At 61.0% G+C, this 25,903-nt stretch carries 29 protein-coding genes; 18 read left to right on the forward strand and 11 right to left on the reverse strand.

Annotated elements, in window-relative coordinates; all coding sequences use genetic code 11:
• Positions 1-198: 198 nt before the first annotated feature.
• The 5 genes from P7F28_RS17195 to P7F28_RS17215 all read left to right on the forward strand — a co-directional run bounded on the left by P7F28_RS17195 (position 199) and on the right by P7F28_RS17215 (position 3,516).
• Positions 199-876 (forward strand): heavy metal response regulator transcription factor, encoded by a 678-nt coding sequence (locus tag P7F28_RS17195; RefSeq protein ID WP_277185725.1) that lies wholly within the window; start codon positions 199-201, stop codon positions 874-876.
• Positions 876-2,297 carry a heavy metal sensor histidine kinase gene (locus P7F28_RS17200; RefSeq protein WP_277185726.1) on the forward strand — a complete coding sequence of 474 codons (1,422 nt, stop codon included), beginning with the start codon at positions 876-878 and terminating at the stop codon, positions 2,295-2,297. The genes P7F28_RS17195 and P7F28_RS17200 overlap by 1 nt, the downstream gene beginning before the upstream one ends.
• Before the next feature lie 147 nt (positions 2,298-2,444).
• The gene (locus tag P7F28_RS17205) at positions 2,445-2,705 is read left to right on the forward strand and encodes a DUF4148 domain-containing protein (protein WP_277185727.1); all 261 of its coding nucleotides are present in this window, start codon (positions 2,445-2,447) and stop codon (positions 2,703-2,705) included.
• A 143-nt stretch (positions 2,706-2,848) separates the two neighbouring features.
• Positions 2,849-3,121 carry a DUF4148 domain-containing protein gene (locus P7F28_RS17210; RefSeq protein WP_277185728.1) on the forward strand — a complete coding sequence of 91 codons (273 nt, stop codon included), beginning with the start codon at positions 2,849-2,851 and terminating at the stop codon, positions 3,119-3,121.
• A gap of 5 nt (positions 3,122-3,126) precedes the next feature.
• Positions 3,127-3,516: a DNA-binding protein gene (locus tag P7F28_RS17215; RefSeq protein WP_277185729.1), complete on the forward strand. Its 390-nt coding sequence runs from the start codon at positions 3,127-3,129 to the stop codon at positions 3,514-3,516.
• A 60-nt stretch (positions 3,517-3,576) separates the two neighbouring features.
• Here the strand turns inward: P7F28_RS17215 and P7F28_RS17220 are convergent, their stop codons facing one another.
• The 3 genes from P7F28_RS17220 to P7F28_RS17230 are packed head-to-tail and all read right to left on the reverse strand — an operon-like array spanning position 3,577 to position 6,016.
• Positions 3,577-4,338 (reverse strand): MipA/OmpV family protein, encoded by a 762-nt coding sequence (locus tag P7F28_RS17220; RefSeq protein ID WP_277185730.1) that lies wholly within the window; start codon positions 4,336-4,338, stop codon positions 3,577-3,579.
• Positions 4,335-5,216 (reverse strand): carboxylesterase, encoded by an 882-nt coding sequence (locus P7F28_RS17225; RefSeq protein WP_277185731.1) that lies wholly within the window; start codon positions 5,214-5,216, stop codon positions 4,335-4,337. The genes P7F28_RS17220 and P7F28_RS17225 overlap by 4 nt, the downstream gene beginning before the upstream one ends.
• Before the next feature lie 2 nt (positions 5,217-5,218).
• Positions 5,219-6,016: a DUF4118 domain-containing protein gene (locus tag P7F28_RS17230; RefSeq protein ID WP_277185732.1), complete on the reverse strand. Its 798-nt coding sequence runs from the start codon at positions 6,014-6,016 to the stop codon at positions 5,219-5,221.
• 234 nt (positions 6,017-6,250) lie between these two features.
• Here P7F28_RS17230 and P7F28_RS17235 point away from each other — a divergent pair, with 234 nt between their 5' ends.
• The 6 genes from P7F28_RS17235 to flgM all read left to right on the forward strand — a co-directional run bounded on the left by P7F28_RS17235 (position 6,251) and on the right by flgM (position 12,109).
• Positions 6,251-7,057, forward strand: coding sequence for an alpha/beta fold hydrolase (locus tag P7F28_RS17235; protein WP_277185733.1), 807 nt, complete (start codon positions 6,251-6,253; stop codon positions 7,055-7,057).
• Between the two features lie 140 nt (positions 7,058-7,197).
• Entirely contained in the window at positions 7,198-7,665 is a 468-nt protein-coding gene (locus P7F28_RS17240; RefSeq protein ID WP_277185734.1) for a ribonuclease, read from the forward strand.
• A gap of 89 nt (positions 7,666-7,754) precedes the next feature.
• Positions 7,755-7,880 carry a hypothetical protein gene (locus P7F28_RS17245; protein ID WP_277185763.1) on the forward strand — a complete coding sequence of 42 codons (126 nt, stop codon included), beginning with the start codon at positions 7,755-7,757 and terminating at the stop codon, positions 7,878-7,880.
• A 70-nt stretch (positions 7,881-7,950) separates the two neighbouring features.
• Positions 7,951-8,583 carry a hypothetical protein gene (locus tag P7F28_RS17250; RefSeq protein WP_277185735.1) on the forward strand — a complete coding sequence of 211 codons (633 nt, stop codon included), beginning with the start codon at positions 7,951-7,953 and terminating at the stop codon, positions 8,581-8,583.
• A 348-nt stretch (positions 8,584-8,931) separates the two neighbouring features.
• Complete coding sequence (gene acnB / locus P7F28_RS17255; protein ID WP_277185736.1) at positions 8,932-11,517, forward strand: bifunctional aconitate hydratase 2/2-methylisocitrate dehydratase; 2,586 nt, start codon at positions 8,932-8,934, stop codon at positions 11,515-11,517.
• A 289-nt stretch (positions 11,518-11,806) separates the two neighbouring features.
• Complete coding sequence (gene flgM, locus P7F28_RS17260; protein ID WP_277185737.1) at positions 11,807-12,109, forward strand: flagellar biosynthesis anti-sigma factor FlgM; 303 nt, start codon at positions 11,807-11,809, stop codon at positions 12,107-12,109.
• A 13-nt stretch (positions 12,110-12,122) separates the two neighbouring features.
• On the opposite strand, the gene P7F28_RS17265 is transcribed toward flgM, so the two are convergent.
• The 3 genes from P7F28_RS17265 to P7F28_RS17275 all read right to left on the reverse strand — a co-directional run bounded on the left by P7F28_RS17265 (position 12,123) and on the right by P7F28_RS17275 (position 13,829).
• Positions 12,123-12,689: a DUF2889 domain-containing protein gene (locus tag P7F28_RS17265; RefSeq protein ID WP_277185738.1), complete on the reverse strand. Its 567-nt coding sequence runs from the start codon at positions 12,687-12,689 to the stop codon at positions 12,123-12,125.
• A 94-nt stretch (positions 12,690-12,783) separates the two neighbouring features.
• On the reverse strand, positions 12,784-13,473 hold the full coding sequence (locus P7F28_RS17270) for a GNAT family N-acetyltransferase (RefSeq protein WP_277185739.1): 690 nt from the start codon (positions 13,471-13,473) through the stop codon (positions 12,784-12,786).
• A gap of 62 nt (positions 13,474-13,535) precedes the next feature.
• A complete protein-coding gene (locus tag P7F28_RS17275) occupies positions 13,536-13,829 on the reverse strand; it encodes a hypothetical protein (protein WP_277185740.1) in 294 nt (97 codons plus the stop codon).
• A 176-nt stretch (positions 13,830-14,005) separates the two neighbouring features.
• Between P7F28_RS17275 and P7F28_RS17280 the strand changes: the two genes are divergently transcribed.
• The 6 genes from P7F28_RS17280 to P7F28_RS17305 all read left to right on the forward strand — a co-directional run bounded on the left by P7F28_RS17280 (position 14,006) and on the right by P7F28_RS17305 (position 20,542).
• Positions 14,006-14,971 (forward strand): GlxA family transcriptional regulator, encoded by a 966-nt coding sequence (locus P7F28_RS17280; RefSeq protein ID WP_277185762.1) that lies wholly within the window; start codon positions 14,006-14,008, stop codon positions 14,969-14,971.
• 143 nt (positions 14,972-15,114) lie between these two features.
• On the forward strand, positions 15,115-16,110 hold the full coding sequence (locus tag P7F28_RS17285; RefSeq protein ID WP_277185741.1) for an ABC transporter substrate-binding protein: 996 nt from the start codon (positions 15,115-15,117) through the stop codon (positions 16,108-16,110).
• A 24-nt stretch (positions 16,111-16,134) separates the two neighbouring features.
• Positions 16,135-17,124 (forward strand): quinone oxidoreductase, encoded by a 990-nt coding sequence (locus P7F28_RS17290; protein ID WP_277185742.1) that lies wholly within the window; start codon positions 16,135-16,137, stop codon positions 17,122-17,124.
• Positions 17,125-17,212: 88 nt separating this feature from the next.
• Entirely contained in the window at positions 17,213-18,520 is a 1,308-nt protein-coding gene (locus tag P7F28_RS17295; RefSeq protein ID WP_277185743.1) for an MFS transporter, read from the forward strand.
• The gene (locus tag P7F28_RS17300) at positions 18,517-19,194 is read left to right on the forward strand and encodes a response regulator transcription factor (RefSeq protein ID WP_277185744.1); all 678 of its coding nucleotides are present in this window, start codon (positions 18,517-18,519) and stop codon (positions 19,192-19,194) included. Before P7F28_RS17295 ends, P7F28_RS17300 begins: the two co-directional genes overlap by 4 nt.
• Complete coding sequence (locus tag P7F28_RS17305) at positions 19,175-20,542, forward strand: sensor histidine kinase (protein WP_277185746.1); 1,368 nt, start codon at positions 19,175-19,177, stop codon at positions 20,540-20,542. The genes P7F28_RS17300 and P7F28_RS17305 overlap by 20 nt, the downstream gene beginning before the upstream one ends.
• Here the strand turns inward: P7F28_RS17305 and P7F28_RS17310 are convergent.
• Positions 20,539-21,429 (reverse strand): oxidoreductase, encoded by an 891-nt coding sequence (locus P7F28_RS17310; protein ID WP_277185747.1) that lies wholly within the window; start codon positions 21,427-21,429, stop codon positions 20,539-20,541. The two genes, P7F28_RS17305 and P7F28_RS17310, sit on opposite strands and share 4 nt — an antisense overlap.
• A gap of 28 nt (positions 21,430-21,457) precedes the next feature.
• Positions 21,458-21,925, reverse strand: a complete 468-nt coding sequence (locus P7F28_RS17315) for an Lrp/AsnC family transcriptional regulator (RefSeq protein WP_277185748.1) — start codon at positions 21,923-21,925, stop codon at positions 21,458-21,460.
• A 129-nt stretch (positions 21,926-22,054) separates the two neighbouring features.
• Here P7F28_RS17315 and P7F28_RS17320 point away from each other — a divergent pair, with 129 nt between their 5' ends.
• Positions 22,055-22,684 carry a LysE family translocator gene (locus tag P7F28_RS17320; RefSeq protein WP_277185749.1) on the forward strand — a complete coding sequence of 210 codons (630 nt, stop codon included), beginning with the start codon at positions 22,055-22,057 and terminating at the stop codon, positions 22,682-22,684.
• Between the two features lie 32 nt (positions 22,685-22,716).
• Here the strand turns inward: P7F28_RS17320 and P7F28_RS17325 are convergent, their stop codons facing one another.
• From P7F28_RS17325 to P7F28_RS17335, 3 genes are all read right to left on the reverse strand, one after another.
• Positions 22,717-23,454, reverse strand: coding sequence for a transcriptional regulator (locus P7F28_RS17325; RefSeq protein ID WP_277185750.1), 738 nt, complete (start codon positions 23,452-23,454; stop codon positions 22,717-22,719).
• Between the two features lie 67 nt (positions 23,455-23,521).
• Positions 23,522-24,769, reverse strand: coding sequence for an enolase C-terminal domain-like protein (locus P7F28_RS17330; RefSeq protein WP_277185751.1), 1,248 nt, complete (start codon positions 24,767-24,769; stop codon positions 23,522-23,524).
• Between the two features lie 3 nt (positions 24,770-24,772).
• Positions 24,773-25,903, reverse strand: a 1,131-nt coding sequence (locus tag P7F28_RS17335) for an MFS transporter (protein WP_277185752.1), incomplete at its 5' end; no start/stop codon positions are given.

Raw genomic sequence — 25,903 nt, forward strand, 5'->3', positions numbered from 1 at the left:
CTCGTTCCGTTGCGTTATCTGGACAGCATAGTCGTTTATAAAGATTGGCCTTGCAACGAGAAGCGTTACTGTCCGGAAATCTTCTGAGGGTAGACAAAAGCTGGGCGCGCCCGAGATAACGGATTTGTAATCGAGCGCTTGGATCAACCGCGTAGAATCGTCAGCTTAACAATTGAATGCGGTCTGCGGGGGCCGGGCATGCGCATACTGGTTGTCGAAGACGAGCAAAAAGCGGGCGTCTACATCAAAAAAGGCCTGGAAGAAGCGGGTTATCTGGTCGATGTCGTCGGCGACGGCGCCGAGGGACTTATTCTCGCCAAAGAAGAGAATTACGACGTCATCGTGCTCGATGTCATGCTGCCGAGCATGGACGGCTGGAACGTCGTGCGCAGCTTGCGCGAAACCAAGTCAACGCCCGTGCTATTTCTTACCGCGCGCGATGACGTGCAGGACCGCGTGCGCGGTCTCGAACTCGGCGCAGACGATTACCTTGTCAAGCCGTTTGCCTTCGTCGAATTGCTTGCGCGCGTGCGTTCCCTGGCGCGGCGCGGCCCGCCGCGCGAAAGCGATCTGATTTCGTTAGGTGACCTCGAAATCGATGTGACGCGCCGCAAGGTGCGCCGCGCGGGCAAGCGTATCGATCTGACGCCACGCGAATTCGCCTTGTTGCAACTGCTTGCGCGCCGTCATGGCGAAGTGCTGAGCCGCACGCAGATTGCATCGTATGTGTGGGATATGAATTTCGACAGCGATACCAACGTGGTCGAAGTCGCCATCCGCCGATTGCGCGCGAAGATCGACGACGACTTCGAGATCAAGCTTATTCAGACCGTGCGCGGCGTCGGCTATGTGATCAATACGCCCGGTCAAGATTGATGCGCACGCGTTCGCTCACCACGACGCTCGCGCTCGCGTTCGCTGCGACCACGCTTGCGGTATTCGCGCTGGTCGGCAGCTTCGTCTATCTCGCGCTGGCGCATCAGGTACGCGTGCAGGACGATCTGGATATCGTGCTTGCCACGCGTCATACGCGGCGGCTGGTCGATGAATTGCAGAGTTATGCCGATATCGAGCGCTATCGCGAGCGGCTCGAAAGTCAGGTGCTCGGCAATGGCGCGCTGTCGCTGAAGATTGTCGATGCCGCGCACAAACCGCTCGTGCAACACAATGTCGATGCCGCGCTCGCACAGGTCGCGCTGCCTTCGCCTGACGCGCATGCCGTGCCTGCGGGGGCGCAGATCACCGATCAGGCTATCGTCGATATGCACGAAGCCGATGGCGATCCGCTGCGCGTGCTGGCGGCCGATACGCGTCTGCGTGACGGTTCCGTTGCAACCATCGTCGTGGTGCGTGATATGCGCGACCGCTGGCTCTTGCTCGACCGCTATCGCGATCGTCTGCACTGGGCGGGCGCGATCGGCGTGCTGCTGACCTTTGCGATAGGCTTTTTTCTGGTGCGGCGCGCGCTCAAACCGCTGCGCAATATGGCGAACAGTGCAGCGACGGTGACCTCGGACAAGCTTCATACGCGCATTGCTATGGATAACGTACCAACTGAACTCGAACCACTGATCGCATCGCTCAATGGCATGCTCGCGGGACTGGAGCGCAGCTTTCAGCGCTTGTCTCAATTCACCGCCGATCTCGCGCACGATATGCGCACGCCGCTTGCCAATATGCGCGGCGCGACCGAAGTGGCACTGGCGCGGCCACGCTCGACCGACGAGTATCAGACGCTGCTGGCATCGAATCTGGAAGAGTGCGATCGCCTTTCGCGCATGATCGAAAACGTGTTGTTTCTCGCGCGCGCGGAGCATCCGCAATTCGCACGCCATTTGCGCGAGTTCGATGCAGGCGAGGAATTGCATCGGATTGCAGAGTATTTCGAAGGGCTTGCGGAAGATGCGGGCGTGAGAATCGCCGTAGAGGGTTCTGAACCGCTCAGTGCCGATGTCGAATTGTTCAGGCGCGCAGTGAGCAATCTGCTGGCCAATGCCGTTCGCTACACGCCGCGCGACGGCACCATCACGCTTTCCGTCGATGCAGACGCAACGTCTATACGCGTGTGCGTCGCAAACGAAGGCGTGCCGATCGAACCGTCGATGCTCGAACGTGTGTTCGACCGCTTCTATCGCGGCGATCCATCGCGCGGCGGCGCGGCGAGCGGATCGGCTGGACTGGGACTGGCTATCGTGCGGACCATCATGGAACTGCACGGCGGCCGAGCTCACGCCGAAAGCGATGCACGCAGCACGCGTTTCGTGCTGTCTTTTCCCAAAGCAATGCCGCGCACGTGACGCGCAAGATTTCAAACTTGTAACGTCCGCGTCAGCTTCTCAACAGCGCCCGGATTCCACAATGTCCTCAACGTCGCACACAACGAAGCGGCGTTCGGAGGGCAAGCTCCCTCCGCCATTCATCCGTGAATCAGTGAGGGAAACACCATGAAAAAGTTGATGTGCGTCGTGCTGGCAACCGCCACGCTGATGCCGTTCGCAGCGTTCGCTCAATCGGCGCTGGCGCATGTGACGCGTGCGCAGGTGCGGGCGGAGTTGTCGCAACTCGAAGCAGTGGGTTATCGCCCGAGCACGCATGACGCGGATTATCCGCAAGCGCTGCAATCCGCCGAAGCGAAGGTCGCGGCCATGAATGCGTATGGCGGCGCGAACAACAGCACGCAGGCAAGCGGCGCGTCATCGCAATGAAGCGATGGACCGCTTATGCGGGCGTGCTGATGTGGCTTGTGTGTGCATTGAGCTTCGTATCACACGATGCCTTTGCGCGCGATCACGGCCCGCGCTTTGCCAATTCATCTTCCAAGCCGAATTAATTTACTAAGGAATCCATCATGAAAAAGACTCTTCTTTTGCTTATCGCTTCGTTGACCGTTGGTTTTGCCGCGCAAGCTCAGGCGCAGACTCAATCGAATGGCCTCACGCGCGCCGAAGTCAAACAGCAACTCGTGCAGGCAGAAGCGCAAGGTCTGCTGCCCGCAAATGGCACGGACTATCCGCCCAGCGCACGCACCATTGCGCGCAACAAGGCGGCGTTCGCGGAGCAGCACGAAAGCAAGGGGGCCACGGCTTACGGCGGCGTCGCCGATACGCAGACCAATCACTGAGCAGTATGCGAACGAAAGCCGACATCAAGCCTTACGCGCTACCGGATGCCGAACTGATCGCGCGGCTCGGCACCGATCGCGCGTTCGCATCCGAATACGTGTGCGAAGCAATGCGCCGCCTCAACGACCCCGATGACTTCGGCGCTGCGCTCACCGCCTTGCGTGATGTCGCCAATGCAGCGGGTGGCGTCGGCGCGATCGCGCGGGCGGGCGGCGGAAGCAGGCCATCGATTTATCGGGCGCTTTCGCCGGGCGGCAATCCCACGCTCAAGACGCTGATCGCTTTGCTCAATACGATCGGGCTGCGACTGGCGATCGAAGTGAACGAGGGAGCTGCGCCGGATGTGCCGCCCATGTCGCGCGGACCCTATGCGCGCAGTAGAAAACGCGCTTAGCAAAGCCATTTTCTCTCGCGTCATAGCGAGTTTCATGCTTGTTTAAGGTTTATTTAAGGCTTATCTAAAGCGATAAAGTACCGACGCCATGCCATTGAGATCGAGCCGGCGTTCGGTAATGGGGCTGCCTGCCGCGTAGCGCTGAAGCCGCCCTACGACCATCACGAGGTTCGCGGACCAGTGCTTGTCGAACGTATAGGTGCCGTCGATGTTGAAGTGCACATCGCGCAGGCCGGATGACGTGTTGTATTGCGGCAGACCCGAAGCCAGGCTTTGCTGCTGATCGACGCCAAAGAAGGTGCGCGTGTACGTGGCATTCGCCCAGGTCAGCCCCGGACCCATCGAAATAAGCGCTTTTCCGATTGGCGCGGACACGAGCAGGTCCGCCATCGCCGTCAAACCCTGACCCGTTCCGCCGATATCCTGATACACCGCCGCCGCGCCCGTGAACGCCCAGTAGGTGTAATCGCCAAATAGACGCAGTTTCGGCCCGTAATGCACATCGGGCAGACCTTTGAGGCGGGCATCGTCGGAAGCGGAGCGGGATTGAAAGTCGAAGCTCAGCGAAGCGCCGAGATGATAGTTCTCGCTGCGCAAAACGTTCACGCCGAGCACGTCCGGCCCTTGCGAGAACACGCGGTCTTTCCACGAGATGTCCTGCACCGGAAACGGCAGCACCTGCAAACGCGAGGAGCCAGGAAACTCCGGAAAAATATACATGCCCGGTCCGACAGAGATTTTCCAGTCGCTTTCCGCTTGCGTGTCGGCGGCATGTGCGGTGCACGCGAGGCCCATCAAAACGCCTGTTATCAGCGCTTTCATGCTTTGCCCGCCACCGTCGCCAACTGGCGCAGACGCCGGGCAAGCGCGCGCGAAACGACCGGCGTCGGCGCATGATTCGTTGCAGATGCAGCCGCGCTTTCACGCAGAAACAGCGCACATTCGCGCGCCACCACTTCACGTTCGTTGTCGGACGTAATCATGTGATAGGAGTCGTCGAGCCAGATGGTGCGAAGAAACGATGCCCCTACGTTATTCGCCACCGCGCGCGCATTATGCGGGCTGGAGGTCTCATCGTCGATGGCGTGAATGATGAGGCAATCCGTACCGATGCTCTTGAGGTGCTTGCGCACGTGCGCAGCCAGACGGCTCGCTTCGTGCAGCGCGGGCATGGCGATCGACGCAGGACCGACTTCGCTGATCTCGTTCTTCTGCATCGCGCGGGCGATCTTCGAGCGCAGCGCCTCGTTTTTCAGGCCATAAGGCTCGTGCTCGCGATAGCGGTAGCGCGAGCGCATCGGCGTGTAATAGACGTAATCGAGCAGGAAGCGATACCACGGGATCGCCCAGCCGTCGTAGTTCAGCGTGATCGACAACAGCAGCAGGGCGCGCGCGGCGGGGCGGCGTTGTGCGACTGCGGCGGCGAGCGTTGCGCCCATGGACAGGCCGCAGACGGAGACATGTTTGTAGCGTGCGCTCAGTGCATCGAACTCGGCGACGGCGGCATCGATCCATTGTTCCATCGTGGCGTGGCCGGTGCCGGCGCTATAGCCCGGCAATTCGGGCGTATGCGTGGCAAAGCCTTCATCGCCGATAAAACGCGCCAGAAAGCGCAGTTCGAGCGGCGAACTGGAAAGACCGTGCAGCAGCAGAACCGCGTGATCCTGGCTTTGCATCGTCGAAAATTGCGGCACGTTCATAGTTATTCTTCTGCTCGCAGAATCAGAAATTCACCGGAGGGCGTGGTGAATCGCTCGCATACACATTCGACCGGCCGCCAGTCTTCCGGCCCGGAAACAAACCGCAAACGATGTCGTCCCGGCAACATGCGCGCGCTCATCTGCGCGAGATCTTCCTGATGCACCTGTGCGTGCATCGCGCCGAAAGCGAGGCCCGTGAGGAACGATTCATCATCGATCACGCCGCCCGAGCTTGCAGCCGCTACGGTCGCAACGAAGCTCGCGGTCGGTGCACTGGCGATTGGATCGAGCGCCTTGATCAGAATCAGCGCGTGGTTGTACTGCGCGATGTGATGCAGCATGCGGTGCATCTCGTCGGTCGCGCGGCGCGCGAGCAGGCGTTCGTTATCGTGCCGCAGCAGCATTTCATAGCGCGACTGCGCGACCGCAGCCAGCAATTCCGCGCGATACTGCGCGCGCCGCAGCCGCTCGACCAGCGTAATGACGACGATGGTGATAAGCGGATACGAAACCAGCAGCTTGATATCCGCGCCATCGATCACATCGATACGTCCGTACGGCGGCACGAACAGATAGTCCGCGAGACACAGGCCGGTGATCATGACGCAGATAGCCGGACCCAGCCCGCAGTAATACTCCACGAGCACGGCGGCGATCAGAAACGCGGTGCCCGGCATGATCGGGCCGAGCAACGGATGCAGTATGGTCCGGATGGTCGCAGCGGCGACGAGCGCGCCCGCAGCGACGATCCACCTGTTACGACCCCGTGACGCCCATCGGCGAGAATTTCTTACTTCCATTTGTATGACACGAATGCTGGTTTCGCCTGACTAACGGCTTTTTGCGAGCGACACTTTAGGATCGTGACCAGAGGGAGACTACAGAAGTTCAGTCAACACGGTGAATCGGAGCACTATGTTTCGGCTCATGGTGACGGAAATCGTCTCTATACTGGCGCGCACTGGCTTATCAAACGCTTATCCGATCGCTATTCAATCGCTATTCAATCGCGCCTTTTACGTCCGAGACACTGCATGCGTTTGCTCTATCACGCCGTACGTTTGGCACTGGCTGCGTATCTGATCGCGGCGCTCGCGCTTTATCTGATGCAGGACCGCATGCTGCTGCCTTCGACGCCCGAGGCGCCCGATCTGCGTACCGCGCAGCATACGGGCGATACGATCGCGCAATGGACGGCGAACGGCGAATATGCGGGTTATGTCGTCACGCCTGCGGGCAATCGCAAGCGCGGGACGTTCATCGTATATCACGGAAACGAGGAGTCCGCCGAGACGAAATTACCGCTTGCCGATGTGTTCGTGCATGCGGAATATCGCGTGGTGATTGCGGAATATCCGGGGCACGGCAATCGTGCGGGCGCGCGCACCATGAAGGCGGCGGTCGCGGCTTCGCGTCAGGCGCTGGCCGCTACGCTGGCGCAGTGGCCGGAACCGGTGTGGCTGGTGGGCGAATCGCTGGGCGCGGGCATGGCGGCGCAAGCGGTGGAGGGCAACGAGTCGAAGATTGCCGGTGTCGTGCTGATTACACCGTGGGATTCTCTGAGCGACGTCGCTGCCGAAAAGTATCCGATTTTCCCTGTGCGCTGGATGCTGCACGATCGCCTGGATTCGGTCGCGGCGGTGTCGCATTACGGCGGGCCGGTGGTGATCGTGGGTGCGTTGCAGGACACGCTGATTCCCGTGACGCACGCCGAACGCTTCGCCAAAGAGCATGAGCACGCCCGCTTTATGCTGCTGCCGACGGCCGATCACGATAGCTGGTTCGAAGCGATGACGCAGTCGCAATGGCAGGAAGTATTAAGCTGGCTGGACGCGAGCTGATTTATTCTGGAATCCTGTATAATTTTCGTCGCTAGCAATCTCCGATCCCGACAAATAGGAAGTGACGGATCATTGCTCCGCACCGCCGTTAGCGATACTCTTGAAGCCATCGTCGAATGCCGGTCATCGGGAGACAAGCGTTGGTCAAGCATGCGTGGGCTTTAACCTGCATTCTCGCCTTGAGCGCCTTGCTCGGCGGATGCAACAAGGACGGATCGAAGACTGCGGCCAAGGACGCGGGCGCATCGGCGAGTGCGCCGGTCGAGGCGGCGTCGGGCGCAAGTGCCGTGATTGCCGCATCGGCCGTGAAGGCGGGTGCGCCCGCTACCATCACGAAGGCGCAATTGCCGGGCGAAGCCGCCGAGACCTTGCGTCTGATCAAAGCGGGTGGGCCGTATCCGTTCGGCGAAGACGGCGTGTTGTTCCGCAATAGCGCAACGCTTTTGCCCGAGCATCCGCGCGGCTATTACCGTGCTTACACGGTTCGCACGCCGGGCGCGAAAGATCGCGGCTTGCGGCGCATCGTGTGTGGCGGCGCGCGCAAGCAGATCGGCGAATGCTATTACACCGACGATTACTACGTCAGCTTCAAACGTATCGCTGAATGAGGCTTGGGAAAGGGGGCCGCAGTCGCACCGGCTCTATCGCCTTTCCTGCTGGCTTCCCCGATACAACTCCCGAATTGGCTGTCACGCAGATGGACGAAGTCACGCAGCAGAACGCGGCGCTGGTCGAACAGGCTTCGGCGGCGGCGCAGGCTTTGTCGGAGCAGGCGGGTTCGTTGCGCGATACGGTGGCGGTGTTCAGGTTGCAGGCTGCGTGATATCGCGTGCGTTCAAGGTATCGCGCGGCTGTGTCGTTATCCATGAACGATCAAGCGAACCCGAACTGCCATGAGACTCAAAGCCGGACTGGCGATGCTGCTGAGCGCATCGATGTTGGCGGGCTGCGCAAGCGGCCCTGATGTGCGTACGACTTCGTACCGGCGGCAGCAGCCGACGCCGGTGCGAAGCCTGCTGATCGTCGTTGATGACAGGCTGTTCGAACGCGCGCACTTGAAGCGTGAGGGCGGGCACTTTACGAGTTCGCTCGGCGGCACGCTCAAAAATACAGCTGGTTCGATTCCCGTTGCGCTGTTGCAGATCGACTCCGAAGCCGACGCGCGCACGCTGCCTCGCACGCTTCTGGCCACGCACGCGACACAGATCATGACCGTGACCGCCGTGAGCACGCGAGCGAATTTGCGCGGCTACGCAGAAGCCACGTGGCAACTGACGCTCTCCGATGTCACGGCGACGCTCGTTCCGGACGAACACGATGCATCGCAAATGAATACCCGCGTAGAAACGCGGCCGTTCTATCAGCAGGAAATCGACACGATTCTCTGGAAAGGGCTGGACGCGCTGATCGGCGGCACGGAGAAGAATGGGGAAGCGATGGGTCAGGCGATCGCTGCGCGTCTTCGTGCGGACCATGCATTGCGGCCGGACCCGTCCGTCAGTGCGGGCATCGTTTCGACGCGCTGAAGCATACGCGCGTCATCCTCGGCGCGTGAATAAAATCATCACGGATTGCTAACTATTCGACTGACGCGCGACTTCCGAAGCGAAGCGCGCGATGCCAGTCGAATTGCAAACCGAATCTCCCGGGTCAAACCCCGCCACACGCCATTCGATGGCAGTGGCCTGCATGACTTTGCATGCCGAAAACCACTGCCGGCATCGATCTATCCTTGATGTCTTGTATAAGACATAAGACATAAGACATTTGACAATTTCGGCACATCGGCATTAAAATCGCGCCAAAGCAACGCCCCGGAACAGTCTCAGTGTGTCTGGAAGTCCTCCCCTGAAACGCAAACCAACGGTCCCCCAATGCTTGAAAACTTTCGCGCTCACGTAGCCGCACGCGCCGAACTCGGCATTCCCCCGCTCCCGCTGACGGCCCAGCAAACCGCCGAACTGGTGGAATTGCTCACCAACCCGCCAGCGGGCGAAGAGCAGACGCTGCTCGACCTCATCACCAACCGCGTGCCCGCAGGCGTGGATGACGCCGCCCGCGTCAAGGCCGGTTTCCTCGCTGCGGTCGCCAAGGGCGAAACGGCATGCGCGCTGATCTCGCGTGCGCGCGCCGCCGAACTGCTCGGCACCATGCTGGGCGGCTACAACATTCAGCCGCTGATCGAACTGCTGTCGGACGCTGAAGTCGCGCCCGTCGCGGCGGACGCGCTGAAGAAAACCCTGCTGATGTTCGACCAGTTCCACGACGTCAAGGAACTGGCCGACAAGGGCAACGCCCACGCGCGCGCCGTGCTGCAAAGCTGGGCCGACGCCGAATGGTTCACGAGCCGCCCGGAAGTGCCGCAAAGCCTGACCATCACCGTATTCAAGGTGACGGGCGAAACCAATACCGACGACCTCTCGCCGGCCCCCGACGCCACCACGCGCCCGGATATCCCGCTGCACGCGCTGGCCATGCTAAAGAACGCGCGTCCGGGCATCACGCCGGAAGAAGACGGCAAGCGCGGCCCGGTGAAGTTCATCGAATCGCTGAAGGAGAAGGGCCATCTGGTCGCCTACGTGGGTGACGTGGTCGGCACCGGTTCTTCGCGCAAATCGGCCACCAACTCGGTGCTGTGGTTCACGGGCGAAGACATTCCGTTCATCCCGAACAAGCGCTTTGGCGGCGTGTGTCTCGGCAGCAAGATCGCGCCGATCTTCTACAACACCATGGAAGACGCGGGCGCGCTGCCCATCGAACTCGATGTATCGCAGATGGAAATGGGCGATGTGGTCGAACTGCGCCCCTACGAAGGCAAGGCGTTGAAGAACGGCGAAGTCATCGCCGAATTCCAGGTCAAGTCCGACGTACTGTTCGATGAAGTGCGCGCAGGCGGCCGTATTCCGTTGATCATCGGTCGTGGTCTGACGGCGAAGGCGCGTGAAGCGCTGGGTCTGCCGGCATCGACCTTGTTCCGTCTGCCGCAACAACCGGCGGCGAACAGCAAGGGCTTTTCGCTGGCGCAGAAGATGGTTGGCCGCGCATGCGGTCTGCCGGAAGGCGAAGGCGTGCGTCCGGGCACCTACTGCGAACCGAAGATGACCTCGGTCGGCTCGCAGGACACCACCGGCCCGATGACTCGCGACGAACTGAAGGACCTCGCCTGCCTCGGCTTCTCCGCCGATCTCGTGATGCAGTCGTTCTGCCATACCGCTGCTTATCCGAAGCCGGTGGACGTGAAGACGCATCAGACGCTGCCGAACTTCATCAGCACGCGCGGCGGCATCGCGCTGCGTCCGGGCGACGGCGTGATCCACTCGTGGCTCAACCGCATGCTGCTGCCGGATACGGTCGGCACGGGCGGCGACTCGCATACGCGTTTCCCGATCGGCATCAGCTTCCCGGCGGGTTCGGGTCTGGTGGCGTTCGCCGCAGCCACGGGCACGATGCCGCTGGATATGCCGGAATCGGTGCTGGTGCGCTTCAAGGGCAAGATGCAACCGGGCGTCACGCTGCGTGACCTCGTCAACGCCATTCCGCTGTACGCCATCAAGCAGGGCATGCTGACGGTCGCCAAGCAAGGCAAAAAGAATATTTTCTCGGGCCGCATTCTCGAAATCGAAGGTCTGCCGGACCTGAAGGTCGAGCAGGCGTTCGAGTTGTCGGATGCATCCGCCGAACGTTCGGCTGCCGGTTGCACGGTGCATCTGAACAAGGAACCGATCATCGAATATCTCAACAGCAATATCACGCTGTTGAAATGGATGATCGCGCAGGGTTATCAGGATCCGCGCAGCCTGCAGCGCCGTATCAAGGCGATGGAACAATGGCTCGCCGACCCGCAATTGCTCGCACCGGATGCAGACGCGGAATACGCCGCCGTGATCGAAATCGATCTGGCCGATGTGCATGAGCCGATCGTCGCCTGCCCGAACGATCCGGACGATGTGAAGACGCTGACGGACGTGGCGGGTGCGAAGATCGACGAAGTGTTCATTGGGTCGTGCATGACGAATATCGGCCACTTCCGCGCGGCGTCGAAGCTGTTGGAAGGCAAGCGCGATATTCCGGTCAAGCTGTGGGTCGCGCCGCCGACCAAGATGGACCAGAAGCAACTGACCGAAGAAGGCCACTACGGCGTGTTCGGCACGGCCGGTGCTCGCACCGAAATGCCGGGCTGTTCGCTGTGCATGGGCAATCAGGCGCAGGTGCGTGAGGGCGCAACGGTCATGTCCACGTCCACGCGTAATTTCCCGAATCGTCTGGGCAAGAATACGAACGTGTATCTCGGCTCGGCGGAATTGGCGGCAATCTGCTCGCGTCTGGGCAAGATTCCGACCAAGGAAGAGTACATGGCCGACATGGGCGTGCTCACCGCGAACGGCGACAAGATCTACCAATACATGAACTTCGATCAGATCGAAGACTTCAAGGAAGTGGCAGATACGGTGCAGATGTAAGCACGTCGTTATGTCTTATGAAAGCGCCGCGAGCTTCATGCTTTGCGGCGCTTTTTTTGTATGGAAAGCAGGTCTATCAATTACCGATTCCGAAAACTTCATCGGTAAAAGTGCGGATATGTGGGCTTGCTAACACTTTGTTGCACTTTGTTTCATCTGGCCGAGAGCCTTTTCCAGCAAGGCTTTGCGGGATGCAGTAGTGTTCGAAGGCAGTTACGCGCTCACCGGGTCCATGAAGAATTCAAACCATCGACCGTTAAAGGATTCAACAGCTTAGGAGCGGACCAAAATGAAGATCGATTCCAGCATCAACACGCTTGCCACGACTCAGACGAACGCCACGCGCGCCACCAACAAGGTCGATGCAGCCGATGCCCTCGGCGCGGTTCAGAAAACCAGCGCTGCCAGCTCGACGGTGAGCCTTTCTTCGACGTCGGCGCTGCACGCAGCGAAGACGTCCGATATCGATACGGCAAAGGTTGACGCAATCAAAGCCGCACTGCGCGACGGCACGTACAAGATTGACTCGGGCAAGATTGCCGACGGCATTCTCGGCGATGCGAAAGATTTGCTGAGCGCCAAGGCAAGCTAATAAGCAGGCTGATTTATTTCGCGCTGTCGGTCAGCGCGGGCCGGTAATACTCCGGCCAATGTATTTTGACCAGCTCACGCGTGGCCGAGTAACCGTGACAACTGTCGATCTTCGAAGGCTTGCCGTCGCTATTGCGATGTTGGAGGCTCGAAGCTCGCAAGCCCACCATGCCCTGAATGGCGGCAGTGGCGAGCGGCGTCAGTAATTCCTTCAGATGCGTGCACGTATCGCAGTTCGGCAGCATTGCGCGGACCTTGCTGTTCCATCCCGCACCGATCTGCACGCCGATCAGCGCATTCAGCGAGTCGCCGCCACCGGGACACGAAGCATAAGGATGCGAGGCCATGAAAGTCTCGACGCCGCGCACGATCATGTCGATATCGAAGATCAGCGTCACGCGCATATCGTGAATGGGCGAGCCGGCGGCAAACGTCAGATCGCCCGCGTCGGGCTTTAAATCATGCGACTTGGTATCCGTCAAATGAGCGCTGGCTTCGAAGAGGCCGTCGCTGCGCTTACACACTCGCATATCGATCTGGCGATGGTGAAGCGGTTCGCGTGTGACAGGCTCGGCTGACATTCAAAACCTCGTGCTATCGGATGGGTCGATCGCTGATTTTAACGCATCGCATGCCCATGCTTTTTCCGTCATGGCGAATAGTCAAGACTCCGTATCAAATCCGTTTTACGCGATACAGCCCGAACATCTTCCGGTCTTCGAATCCCAGCCGATGATAAAGCCCGATAGCCGACGCATTGTCGTCGCGCACATGAAGAAACGGCACGTCACCGCGTAATCTGATTTCGCGGCGAAGAATATTCATCAGGCGGCCCGCGAGTTTGCGTCCGCGATATTCATCGTCCACACACACGGCGCTGATTTCGACGAAGCCATCGAGCGTCATCCGCTCACCGGCCATCGCGATCAGCCGTCCCTTGTCTCGAACGCCGATGTAATGGCCCGTTTCGACCGTGCGTATCGCGAAAGGGCCGGGGTTGGTTCGAAGCGCGAGATCGAGCATCTCGGCGGCGTTGCTCGCGCTCAGGCGTTCCACGTCGCTCACATCGCCCAGTTCTGCGACGCCTGCATCGACCATTTGCATGGCATCGAACAATTTCTCGATGTGCAGGCCATCGACGGCGGGCAGCGCGGTCACGCTTTGCACGGCCACCGACTCCTCTGGCGCAAGCAACCGGCCGAGCCGATGCAGCGCTTCCGGCGTCATGCGTTCGACCGCCGCGAACGGCGCGACGGCTGGATCGTAGCGGCGCGCGGGACCGTCGCCCAGCGCGAGATGAGCCTGTTTCGTGGTCAGCGCCGCCCACGCGGGATTGTCGAGAAGCGTCGAATCGATAGCGTTCATTTTTACTCCAGGCTTCAAGAGTGGCATCGCCCGAGCGATGCCAGCGGTGCCATTAAGTTAGCTTACTTGCCCTGAATCAGCATGCCGAGCGGCGCAAGCGGCCCCAGCGGCATGAACTCGTATTCGGCGATGCCTTCTTCCACGAGCGGCAACGCACCGGTCGCGGCTTTGGCTTCATCGAGCGAATCGACATTCATCAGAAAGACCACGCCGGGTTTGTCCGAGCGATACCAAAACTGTTCGATCTTCGCATCGAGATAAAGCTTGAGCGTGGCGGGCACTTCGCGCGGCATGATCTGGGCGCGCAGTTCCGGCGTCACCGGTTTGACGATATTTCCAATGGCGAGCACTTTCATTTTCTGACTCCTTGACGGGGATATCGGTTGAGGGACAACGGCGTCAAGTCTAGTGTTGCAAGCGTTGACACGGTACAGGCATAAGCGCCAACTTTGTCGTCATTCACGCCAACGGCACATACGCGGCGGATTTCGCTGCTAAAGTCGTGAATGTCCACTTTATGGGTATTCACGCCATGCGTATTTCCGTGCTCGCACTCGACGGCCTGTTCGATACCGGCCTCTCCGTGACGCTCGATGCCCTGAACGCCGCCAACGCCTTGTCGAAGGGCATGATGGGCGGCACGCCGCGTTTCGATGTTTCCGTGGTCGGCGTGCGCAAGCGGGTGCGCTCGCGGCACGGCATGTCCATTCCTGTCGAATCCATCAGACCGAGGCCGAAGCCGGATTGGGTCATCGTTCCCGCGATCGTGAAGACGAACCCGGACGAACTGATCGAAACACTCGCGCGTCCTGACGTGATCGACGCGCATGCGCAGCTTCTGGCGTGGCACGCGGCGGGCGTACGCATCGGCGCATCGTGTCTGGGGACGTTCATCATCGCCGAAGCGGGCTTGCTCGATGGCCGCGAAGCGACCACCAACTGGGGACTTGCGCCGCTGTTCCGGCAACGCTATCCGCGCGTGCAACTGAACGAATCGCGCATGCTGGTGCCGTCGGATATCGGCGTGACGGCGGGCGCGGCGATGGGCCATCTCGATCTCGCGCTATGGCTGATCCGAACCGCAAGCCCGGAACTGGCGGCGCTGGTATCGCGTTATCTGTTGGCGGATATTCGCTCGTCGCAGGCGGCTTACATCATCCCGAATCATCTTGCACAGGCCGATCCGCTGATTCAGCGTTTTGAGCAATGGTCGCGAAAAAACCTCCGCGCGGGCTTTTCCTTGCAGGATGCCGCGAGCGCGCTTGCCACCAGCACGCGTTCGTTGCAGCGTCGTTGTCAGGACGTATTGGGCAAGTCTCCGCTGGCGTATTTTCAGGATCTTCGCGTGGAACACGCGCAATCGCTGATACGCGGCGGCGGCCACGATCTCGAATCCATCGCGGCGGAAGTCGGGTATAGCGATGGCGCGACTTTGCGTTCGTTATTGCGTCAACGTTTGGGCCGAGGCGTGCGCGACTTGCGTGCCGATCTGCTGTGAAAAGCGCCGCACCGTGCGTCGGGAAACTACGTAGAAAACACTTCACAAACGGAAAGCATTCAGAAGGGGACGTTTTTCTATACTCCGTGACATACCAAAGACGCCTGCATTCAAGGCGTTTCGGCTGTTCAGGAGACTTTTCGATGGCCCGATTCACGCGTGCGCTGATCTGCATGACCACGCTGTGGCTCGCGCAGTCGATGCATATCGCGCACGCGGAACCGATCCGGCTGATGACCGGCGGCGCGGCCAAGCTGATCTATCTGCCGGTGATGCTGGCCGACCGGCTCGGCTATTTCCGCGAACAAGGGCTGGATGTGCGCGTGCTGTCGTCGCCTGCGGGCATCGATACATCGACCGAGCTCGTCGCCGGGGCGATTCAGGGCGCCGTCGGTTATTACGATCACACCATCGGCTTGCAGAGTCGCGGGCTGGATGTGCAATCAGTCATCGTGCTGGGGCAATCGGCGGGGCTGATCGAATTGGCGAGCAGCAAGCGCACGATGCGCAGCATGGCCGATGCCAAAGGTCGCAAGCTCGGCGTTACCGGCTTCGGTTCATCGACGTATTACCTGACGCGCTATCTGGCCACGCGCGCGAATGTTCCCGCCGACGCTTACACGGCGGTTCCGCTCGCGACCGAAGCCGCGTTCGAGCAAGCGCTCACCAACGGCGATGTCGATGCCGGCATGACCGAAGAGCCGACTGCCACGCGTTTGCTCTCGCGCGGCGCGGCGCGCACGCTGGTCGATCTGCGCAGCCCCGCCGATACGCGCGCGCAACTCGGCGGCTCCTACGTCGGCGCGTGCATCTACATGCGCCGCGACTGGATCGACGCGCATCCGGACGATACGGCGCGGCTGGTGCGCGCGGTGCTGGCGGCGCTGCGTTTTATCCAGACGCACAGCGAACAGGAAGTCGAAGCGGCGATGCCTGCATCGCTCAAAGGTGACGATGCCGCGATGTACCGGCGCGCGCTCACGGTCATGAAGCCCGCGTTCTCGCCCAACGGCCGCATGCCCGCCGATGCACCCGCGACCGTGCTGAGCGTAATCGCCTCGGTCGATGCCGATGTATCGCGCCGTCATATCGATCTGGCGCGAACCTGGACCGACCGTTTCGTCGCGCAGGCGCAGTAAAGACAAAACCACGGAGACATGCTGATGCGAGCCATCCAGATTCATGAATACGGCGGCCCGGAAGTGCTGCGCCGCGTCGATATCGACGTGCCGAACCCGGGGCCGGGCGAGGTGCTGGTGCGCGTGGTGGCGGCGGGCATCAACTTCATGGACGTGCATACGCGGCAAGGCAAATATCGCAATTCGCGCACGTATCCGGTGCGGATTCCGTGCACGCTCGGCATGGAGGGCGCGGGGGAAGTGGTGCAAACCGGCGCGGGCGTGACATCGTGCAAAAAGGGCGATCGCGTGGCGTGGTGCATTTCGTGGGGCGCGTATGCCGATTACGCCATCGTGCCCGCCGCGCGCGTCGCTCGCATTCCGGACAGCATTGCGTTCGATGTCGCTGCCGCCGCGATCTTTCAAGGCTCGACCGCGCACTATCTGCTGGACGATGTAGCCAAGCTCGAAGCAGGCATGACGTGTCTGGTGCACGCGGCGTCGGGTGGTATCGGCCAATTGCTGGTGCAACTGGCCAAGCGGCGCGGCGTGGAAGTGTTCGCGACCACGAGTATGCCGGATAAGGCGGCGATTGCGCGTGCGCGCGGCGCGAATCACGTGCTGCTGTATGAGAACGGCGGGTTTGCCGATCGCATTCGCGAACTGACGGACGGGCGCGGCGTGGACGTGGTATTCGATGCCGTCGGCAAGACCACGCTGCGCGACAGCTTCCGCGCGACGCGCACGCGCGGTCTGGTCGTGAACTACGGCTCGGCCACCGGTCCGATGAACGATCTCGATCCGTACGAACTCGGCGAAGCCGGCTCACTGTTTCTTACGCGCCCGCGTCTTGCCGACCATCTCGCCGATGCCGCCACCGTGCAGCGCCGCGCCGACGATGTGTTCGCCGCCATCGAACAAGGCGCGCTGCGCATCGAAATCAATGGCCGCTACACGATGGACGATGTCGAGCAAGCGCACGCCGCGCTCGAAGAACGCCGTCAGTCGGGCAAAGCGGTGATGGATATCGCTTAAAAGCCGCAAGCAAACAAACCTTTTTATGTCCGGCGACACGACGTGCCGCCGGTTGACGCAACTCGTCCTTCATTCATCAGAGGACCTTATGAACTCCGATACACAACATCGTTCCGAATCGCCGTTTCGCGCGGTTTTCCGCGTGGTCAGCGGCAATTTCCTGGAGATGTACGACTTCACCGTCTACGCCTATTACGCAAGCGCCATCGCGCATACGTTCTTTCCGGCGGAAAACGAATTCGTATCCTTGCTGCTCGCGCTGTCGGTATTCGGCGCGGGTTTCGTGATGCGTCCGATCGGCGCGCTCGTGCTCGGCGCTTACGTTGACCGTCACGGACGGCGCAAAGGCCTGATCCTTTCGCTTTCGCTGATGGCCGTCGGCACCGCGTGCGTGGCCTTCGTCCCCGGCTATTCGACGATAGGACTTGCCGCGCCCGTGGTCGTGCTGATCGGCCGATTGCTGCAAGGCTTTTCCGCTGGCGTGGAACTGGGCGGCGTGTCCGTGTATCTCTCGGAAATCGCCACGCCCGGCAAGCGCGGATTCTTCTGCTCGTGGCAATCGGGCAGTCAGCAGGTTGCGGTGATCGCGGCGGCATCGCTCGGCGTGTTGCTGAACCAATTGCTCCCGCCCGGCGATGTCAACGCGTGGGGCTGGCGCATTCCGTTTCTGGTCGGCTGCCTGATCGTGCCGTTCCTGTTCCTGATTCGCCGCACGCTGCGCGAAACCGATGAATTCGCCGCGCGCAAGCATCATCCGCGCATGGGCGAAATCATGATGTCGATGGTGCAGAACGCGGGGCTGATTTTCGCGGGCATGGGTCTGGTGGTGATGACCACGGCATCGTTCTATCTGATTACCACGTACACGCCGACCTTCGGCAAGACCGTGCTGCATCTGTCGTCGATGGACTCGCTGATCGTGACCGTGTGCGTCGGGGTATCGAATCTGATCTGGCTGCCGATTTCCGGTGCGGTGTCCGACCGCGTGGGCCGCCGCCCGATTCTGCTGATTTTCACGCTGCTGACCATCTGCACCTCCTATCCGGCGATGCAATGGCTGGTTTCCGCGCCCTCGTTCGAGCGTTTGCTGCTGGTGGAACTGTGGCTCTCGGTGCTCTATGCGTGGTACAACGGTGCGATGGTCGTCGCGCTCACGGAACTGATGCCCGCGCACGTGCGCACGACCGGCTTTTCGATGGCCTACAGCCTCGCCACGCTGGTCGGCGGTTTCACGCCCGCCATCTCGACGTCGCTGATCCATTTCACCGGCGACAAGGCCGCGCCGGGCGCGTGGATGGGCGCGGCTGCGCTGTGCGGCACGGTGGCGACACTGGTGCTCTATCGCTCACGCGAGGCCCGCAACGGTTACAGGTGGCAAGGCGTTCCCGAGCAATGAAACTTCTGCTGATCGAAGACAATCACCAACTGGCGCACTGGCTCGCCAAAACGCTGACCGACGAGGGTTTCCTCGTCGAGCATGTGCCGGACGGCGAAGCGGCGATAGCGTCGCTGGCCGGTACGCGTTATGACGTGGTGCTGCTGGATTTGAACTTGCCCGGCATGTCGGGCAAGGCGGTGCTGCGTCGCATGCGTGACAATGCCAATGACACGCCGGTTCTCGTGCTCACCGCGACCGGCGATATCGGCGAAAAAGTGATTTGTCTCAGCGACGGCGCCGACGATTACGTCGTCAAACCGTTCGACGATCGCGAACTGATCGCGCGTATCAAGGCGCTGGCGCGACGCCACGCGCCGGTGCGCTCCAATCGTCTGCGCTGCGGCACCTTGCTCTACGACATGGACCGCCGCCAGTTTTTTGTCGATGACGACGCGCTCTCGCTCACGCCGCGCGAACATGCTGTTTTAGAAGCGCTGATTCTGCAAACCGGACGCACGGTATCGAAAGCGGTGCTGGCCGAAGCCATCGACGACCGCGATGCGCCGCCAAGTGGCGACGCCATCGAAATCTATATTTCCCGTCTGCGCAAGAAGATCGAAAAGAGCACGGCGGCGATCATTACTTTGCGCGGGCTTGGCTATTTGCTGGAACATGAAGAGCCGCAAACGTAGCCTGCGCACGCGTCTGTTGCTCTGGCTGATCGTGCCGATGACGGTGTTCGGCCTGATCGCCGCGTGGGTCACGCACGCGAACGCGCGGCGCACCGCCGATCTCCTGCAGGACGCCGCGTTGCTCGCCGCCGCCCGCGTGCTCGCCGCCGATGTGCGCTGGAATGGCGACGCGCTGGTCGCTTCCGTTTCGCCCGGCAGCATTCAGATCGTCGGCACGCCGGAAGGCGATCAGGTGTATTACCGCGTGGAAATCGCGGGCGGGCAGGTGATTGCGGGGACGTCGGATTTTCCGGGCACGCGGCGCAGCGTGGCACCGCAATGGTATGACGCGCGCGTCGCCGACTTGCCGATCCGCGCTGTCTCGCTCACACGCCCGATGTACGACGAAGGCCGCACGGTCGATGTGATCGTTTCCGTCGGACGGACGCTGGCGGCGCGCGATGCGCTGGTGGCATCGCTATGGAAGCCGCAGCTTGTGTATATCCTCGGCAGTATCGCGGTGGCCACGCTGCTGATTTGCGCGGGGTTGGCGCTTGAGTTGAGGCCGCTGCGCAAGCTCGCTGCTACGCATAGTACGCAAACCCGCGCCCGAATCGATTCGACCGATCTGCACGACGAGTTGCAGCCGCTGGTGTCGTCGTTCAACGCATCGCTCGATGTGATCGAACGGCAGACCGCGACGCAGCGCCGCTTTATCGCCGATGCCGCGCATCAGATTCGCACGCCGCTGACCGTGCTCGGCTCGCAGCTTCAGTACGCGCGCCGCCAGCAGAGTCTCGATGACGTGCGCGAAACGCTCGCGGCCATGCACCACAGCAACCGCGCGATGGTCGCGCTGATCAATCAGCTTTTGATGCTCGCGCAAGCTGAATCCGCCGATTACACCGCGTTCGAAAGCGAAGTCGTCGATCTGAAGGGCGTGATTACGCGCGCGGTGGAAAAGCTCGCGATGGTGGCGAGCCGAAGGGATATCGAACTGGCGGTGTCGTTCGATGAATCGCTGGTGATGAAGGGCAGCGAGCCGTTGTTATCGGCGGCGATCTCGAATCTCGTCGATAACGCCATCCGCTATTCGCCCGAAGGCATACGCGTGACCGTCGAAGCCACGCGCACCGGCGACGCGCTTCATGTCAGCGTGATCGATGAAGGTCCCGGCATTCCCGATGCGCTGCGCGAACGCGTATTCGAGCCGTTTTTTCGCGCCTCCGACGTGGAGGGCAGCGGACTTGGGCTGGCAATTGCGCGCGAAATCGTCCGCGCGCATGGCGGGACGATCGAGATCGGCGAGGCGACGCCCGAGCGCGGCGCGAAGATCGTGATGCGGTTCGATGCGTGTGAAAGCGCTTAACCCGGTCCGTCGCTCGCAGCCGCCAGAAGCGGCACGATCAGATCGCTGGACGGCGTGGCGATGCCGTGCTTCCGGCCGCATCGCTGCACCACGCCGTTGCGCGTGTCCCATTCGAGCGGACGCCCGGCTTGCCGATCTGCCAGGATGGACGTGCCCAGATCGGGCGGCGCGCGGCGAAAGCCATCGACGATTTCCTGCGGGACTTCATCGCCCAAGGTCGCGCCTTCCGCGCGGGCCACGGCCAGACATTCGCGCAGATAGGCCAGCGCCAGCGTGGCGATGTCATCGCGCGAATACATGCCGGCGCGGCGGCCCGTTAGCACCATCAAACCCGCCGCCGCGTTCAGCAACAGCTTGCGCCACGCCAGCGAAACGAAATCCGCCGATACTTCGACTTCGCAACGCGTATCGCGCAGCGCCGCGACCACGACGCCGCTTGCGGGCGTATCGGGCAACGTGATGCGCGGTTTGGCGCGCAGCCACACCGACGCGTCCGGCTCGCGCTGCGCGGGAAACCACACGACCGATGGCAGCACGGAATTGCCGTTCAAATACGGCGCGAGCAGCGCTTTCTGTTCGACGCCGTTTTGCAGCACGCAGACGACGGTTTGCTCATGACACAACGCGGCGAGCCACGGCGCGGCGGCTTCGATCTGCGTCGACTTGACTGCGACGAAGACGAGATCGACGGTGCTGTTAATCGCGGCGGGATCGGTCTGAACCGGACCGGGAACGGTGAGTTGACCGCCGTCGAAACGCAGTTCGAGACGTTCGAGCGCAGTGCGGCCACAGACCATCGGCGTGCGGCCGGCTTCGTGAAGCGCCGCCGCCACCGTCGTGCCGATAGCGCCCGGACCTATCAGGGCGATGCTGGGAATGTCGGACATCGTGGTTTTGGTTCCTTTTGAGGTTTGTCTACGATGGGATAGGCAGGCCGTTATCGCGTTTGATTTCGCGTAACGAAAGCATCGATTCGACTGATGTTACGCCGGGCAAGGTGCGCAGCACGTCGCGCGAGAACGTGCCGTATTCATCGAGATCGCGCACCACGACTTGCAGCAGATAATCCGCCGTCCCCGATACGTTATGACACGACACCACGCGCTCGATCGCCGCTATCTCGCGCTCGAATCGTTCGGACACCGATCTGTCGTGATCGCTGAAGCGTACGCTGACGAACGCCACCACGCCCAAACCGAGCGCCTTGCGCGACAGCATCGCGCGATAGCCCTCGATGAAACCTTCGCTTTCCAGACGCTTCAACCGCCGCGCGCACGGCGTTTCGCTCAGGCCCACGCGTTCGGCCAGCTTCGCGACGGGCACGCGGCCATCGCGCTGAATCGCGCTCAGGATGTCCCGGTCGATACGGTCCAGTTCGCTCATGATGTTTTCCTCTATCCAATAGCGAAATGATAGGGGAAAACGGCGCGCACTTCACGACGGGGCCTGAAAAATAGCGCAAATCGCTCCGTCGATGGTGGCAAGATTCATCGCATCGAAAGGAGAGGGATCATGGTTTCAAGTCATTTGCTCGGCGTGTTTATCGGCGCGTTGGCCGTTGTGTACGCGTTGCCGGGTCCGGATATGGCGCTGGTGCTTCAGACCAGCGCGACGCGCGGATTGCGCCACGGTCTGGCGGTGGCGTCCGGACTGGCGAGCGCGCGTGCGGCGCACGTCACGCTGTCGGCGCTCGGCGTCGCGGCCTTGCTGCGCAGCGCGCCCTGGATTTACGAAGGCGTGCGCATTGCAGGCGGCCTTTATCTCGCGTATATCGCCATCAAAATTTTTCGCTCGCCGGCGTTCGGACTCGATACAGCGACGTCCGCGCAGGCCACTTCACCAACGCTGCGTTCGGCGTTTTCCAATGGCGTGATGAGCAGCGTGCTCAATCCAAAGGCGCTGCTGTTTTGCTCGGTGTTGCTGCCGCAATTCGTGCGGCCGGACGCGGGACCGGTGTGGTCGCAAGTGGTCGAACTCGGCGTGCTGCTCGTGCTCGTGGGCGCATTATTCGATATCACGCTCGCCGCCGGCGCGGTGCGTATTTCAGGCTGGCTGCGCAGGCATCCGAAAGCGCAAACCGTGCAGCGCTGGGGCTTTTCTGCCGCGTTGATGGCATTTGCCGTGCGGCTTTCGCTGGATTGACGCGCGGCTTGTTTGCGCTTTTATTTGCGTCTTTACTTGCGCCTGAGCCGCGCGAACATGTCTGGCTCCCACGAACGTGTAGCAAGCAATAACGCGATACCGCTTTTCTCCGTCAACGGCGCTTTCGACGATGCCTCGTGCAGCGCCGACAAGCGCACCTTCAGCTTTTCCAATTCCACGCGCAACTGCTGACGTCCGGATGGCGTCAGCATGCCGTGCCCAAAGCTAAGGATATCGAATTGTTCATTAGCAAAGCCGTTCGATAGAAAGTCGGGCAGTGCTTTTTGGCGCAGAAACGTGCGGATCGGACCTTGTTGCAGCCAGTCGAAATCGCGCGCCAGCAGCAGTTTGATGCGATTGCCCGGATACAGATGAATGATGCCCATCTTGTCCAGCACGAGCGCGTATTTGATGCACTCCGCTTCCGTCACCGCATACGACGCGACGATATCCGCGATCGACCAGTGATTCGTCACGCACACCGTCACCAGCAACAGCTTTTCGTTGGCGACCAGCGTGGCTTCCTGCTTATGCGTCAGCGCACGCAATCGCGGCGCGGCCGACTCCGATTCCTCGATCAACTCCACGATGCTCATGCCGAGCAATTCCGCCAGCCGCTCGACTTGCGCAAGACTCACGCGCTTGCTGGCGAACAGGCGCTTGACGCTCGGTTCGGCGAGATCGAGCGCGGCGGCGGCGTCGCGATAAGTGAGACGTTTGGCGCGCAGCAGACGCTTGACGGCGGGGATAAGCAGATCGGCGAGGGCCATGAGGTCGCGTATTTCGATACCGGGGTGTGCATTGTAATCGACCGACCCGCTTCGGCCCGACGCTTCCTCAAGGCGTCTGCAACGCGCCATCCATCAAACGCGTTTGCGTCCACGTCGTGACAGTGCGCTCACACGGATACTTCGCCGCTTCCGTCTCGTCGATATCCACGCCCAGCCCCGGCTTGTCATTTGCATAAACGAAGCCGTTGCGGAACTCGGGCAAACCGGGGAACACGTCGAGCAAGGCTTCGCGCGGTCCCTTCAGCTCCTGAATCACGAAGTTCGGCGGTTCGGTGCCCGACCATTCCTGCACGCCGAAATTGCGCGCGGCCAGATCGATATGAATATTGGCCGCATGCGCCAGCGGCGACATATCGCCGGGACCGTGCCATGCGGTGCGCACGCCGAATTGCTCGGCGAAAATCTGCAATTTGCGTCCCGCTGTAATTCCGCCGATCTGGCTCAAGTGAACCCGCACGAAATCGATCAGCCGTTCCGTGATAAGGAATCGCCATTCATAAGGATTATTGAACAACTCGCCCTGTGCCAGCGGCGTAGTGGTCTTGTCGCGCAACTGACGCATCCATTCGCCTTCTTCGAGCGGAATGGCGTCTTCCAGAAAGAACAGTTCGTACGATTCGAGTTCACGCGCAAAACGAATCGCTTCGATGGGCTTCAGACGTTCGTGCACGTCATGGCACAACTCCACGTCGAAGCCGATCTTGCTGCGAATGCCATCGAACAGTTTGAGCGTTTCGCGTATGTATTTGCGGCTGTCGAGATAGATACCATCCGGCGCGCCTTCCGGCGCACGCGCGGGCGCAGCGCCAAAGGTTCCGCCGCCATAACCGCCGCTCTGACAGCGAATATGCGTGATGCCTTGCTCGCGGTAACGCTGAATGTTGTCGCACAGTTCGTTGAGATCGCGGCCATCGGCATGGCGATAGATCGGCACGCCTTCGCGCACCTTGCCGCCGAAAAGCTGATACAGCGGCATATTCGCGAGCTTGCCCTTGATATCCCACAAGGCCATATCGATGCCGGAAATCGCGTTGTTTTCGATCGGTCCGTTACGCCAGTACGCGTTCTGATGCATCAACTGCCACAACTCTTCGATCGCTTCCGCATCGCGCCCGATCAGCAGCGGCTTTAAATACTCCTCGATCAGACACTTGACCGCGAGATGCCGATACGCGAAGGTCGCGCAGCCGTAGCCCACGAGTCCGGGCTGATTCGTTTCCACTTTCACGACCAGCAGATTGATGCCTTCCGGCGCGGTGAGAATGGTTTTGACGTCGGTGATTTGAATGGACATGCTTTATTCCGCCACGGCCGATGCGACCGCCTTCTTCGTGCCCGCGCCATCCTTCGGCGTCGAGCGTTGGCCTGTGCTTGCAGGCACCAGCATCATCAGTACGACGGAGGCGAGCAGGGCTGCCGCCATGAATACATAGGATGCCGATGGACTGCCCGTCGCGCCGTTCAAATAGCCCACGAGATACGCACCCAGAAACGCGCCAAGCGCACCGCACGCGTTGATCAGGCCGATTGCACCGCCGAGCACGTTGCTCGGAATCAGTTCCGGCACCAGCGCGAAGAACGGGCCGTACGGCGCATACATGGTCGCGCCTGCAATCACGAGGAGAACGAACGATAACCAGAAATTCGACGTGCCGACCAGATACGATCCAACGAACGCGATCGTGCCGATCAGCAGCCACGGCCACACGAAGAGCTTGCGATTGCGCGTTTTATCGGAGAGAAAGGAGGCGAGCAGCATCAGAATGATGGCCGCGAGATAAGGCACCGCCGACAGCCAGCCGACCGACACGATATCAATGCTTGAAGCCGATTTGAGAATCGACGGCAGCCACATGATGAAGCCGTACACGCCGATACTCCACAGCGCGTGAATCGCGCAGCACTTGAGCACGATCGACGATTTGAACGCGGACTTGTAGTCGCGTACCGGCGCGATATGCGCCTGTTCCGACTTGAGGATCGCATCGAATTCGGCCTTTTCGGATGCGCTCATCCACTTGGCATCGGCGGGGCGGTCCTGCACGGTGAACCACCAGACCACGGCCCACAACAGCGCCGGCACGCCTTCGATCACGAACATTTCGCGCCAGCCGAACTGCTTCACGAGATAGCCCGACAGCACCGACATCCACAGCACCGTCACGGGATTGCCGAGAATGAGAAGCGTATTCGCGCGCGAACGTTCGGTGCGCGTGAACCATCGGCTGATATACATCAGCATGGACGGCATCACTGCTGCTTCGACGATGCCGAGCACGAAGCGCAGCACCATCAGCATCGGGATATTGCTGACCATGCCGGTGGCCGCCGCGCACACGCCCCACAAGATCAGGCTCGCGAAAATCAGCTTTTTTACGCTGTTTTTCTGCGCGTAGATTGCGCCGGGCACCTGAAACAGGCAGTAGCC

Source organism: Caballeronia sp. BR00000012568055 (assembly GCF_029439455.1).
Lineage (GTDB): Bacteria > Pseudomonadota > Gammaproteobacteria > Burkholderiales > Burkholderiaceae > Caballeronia.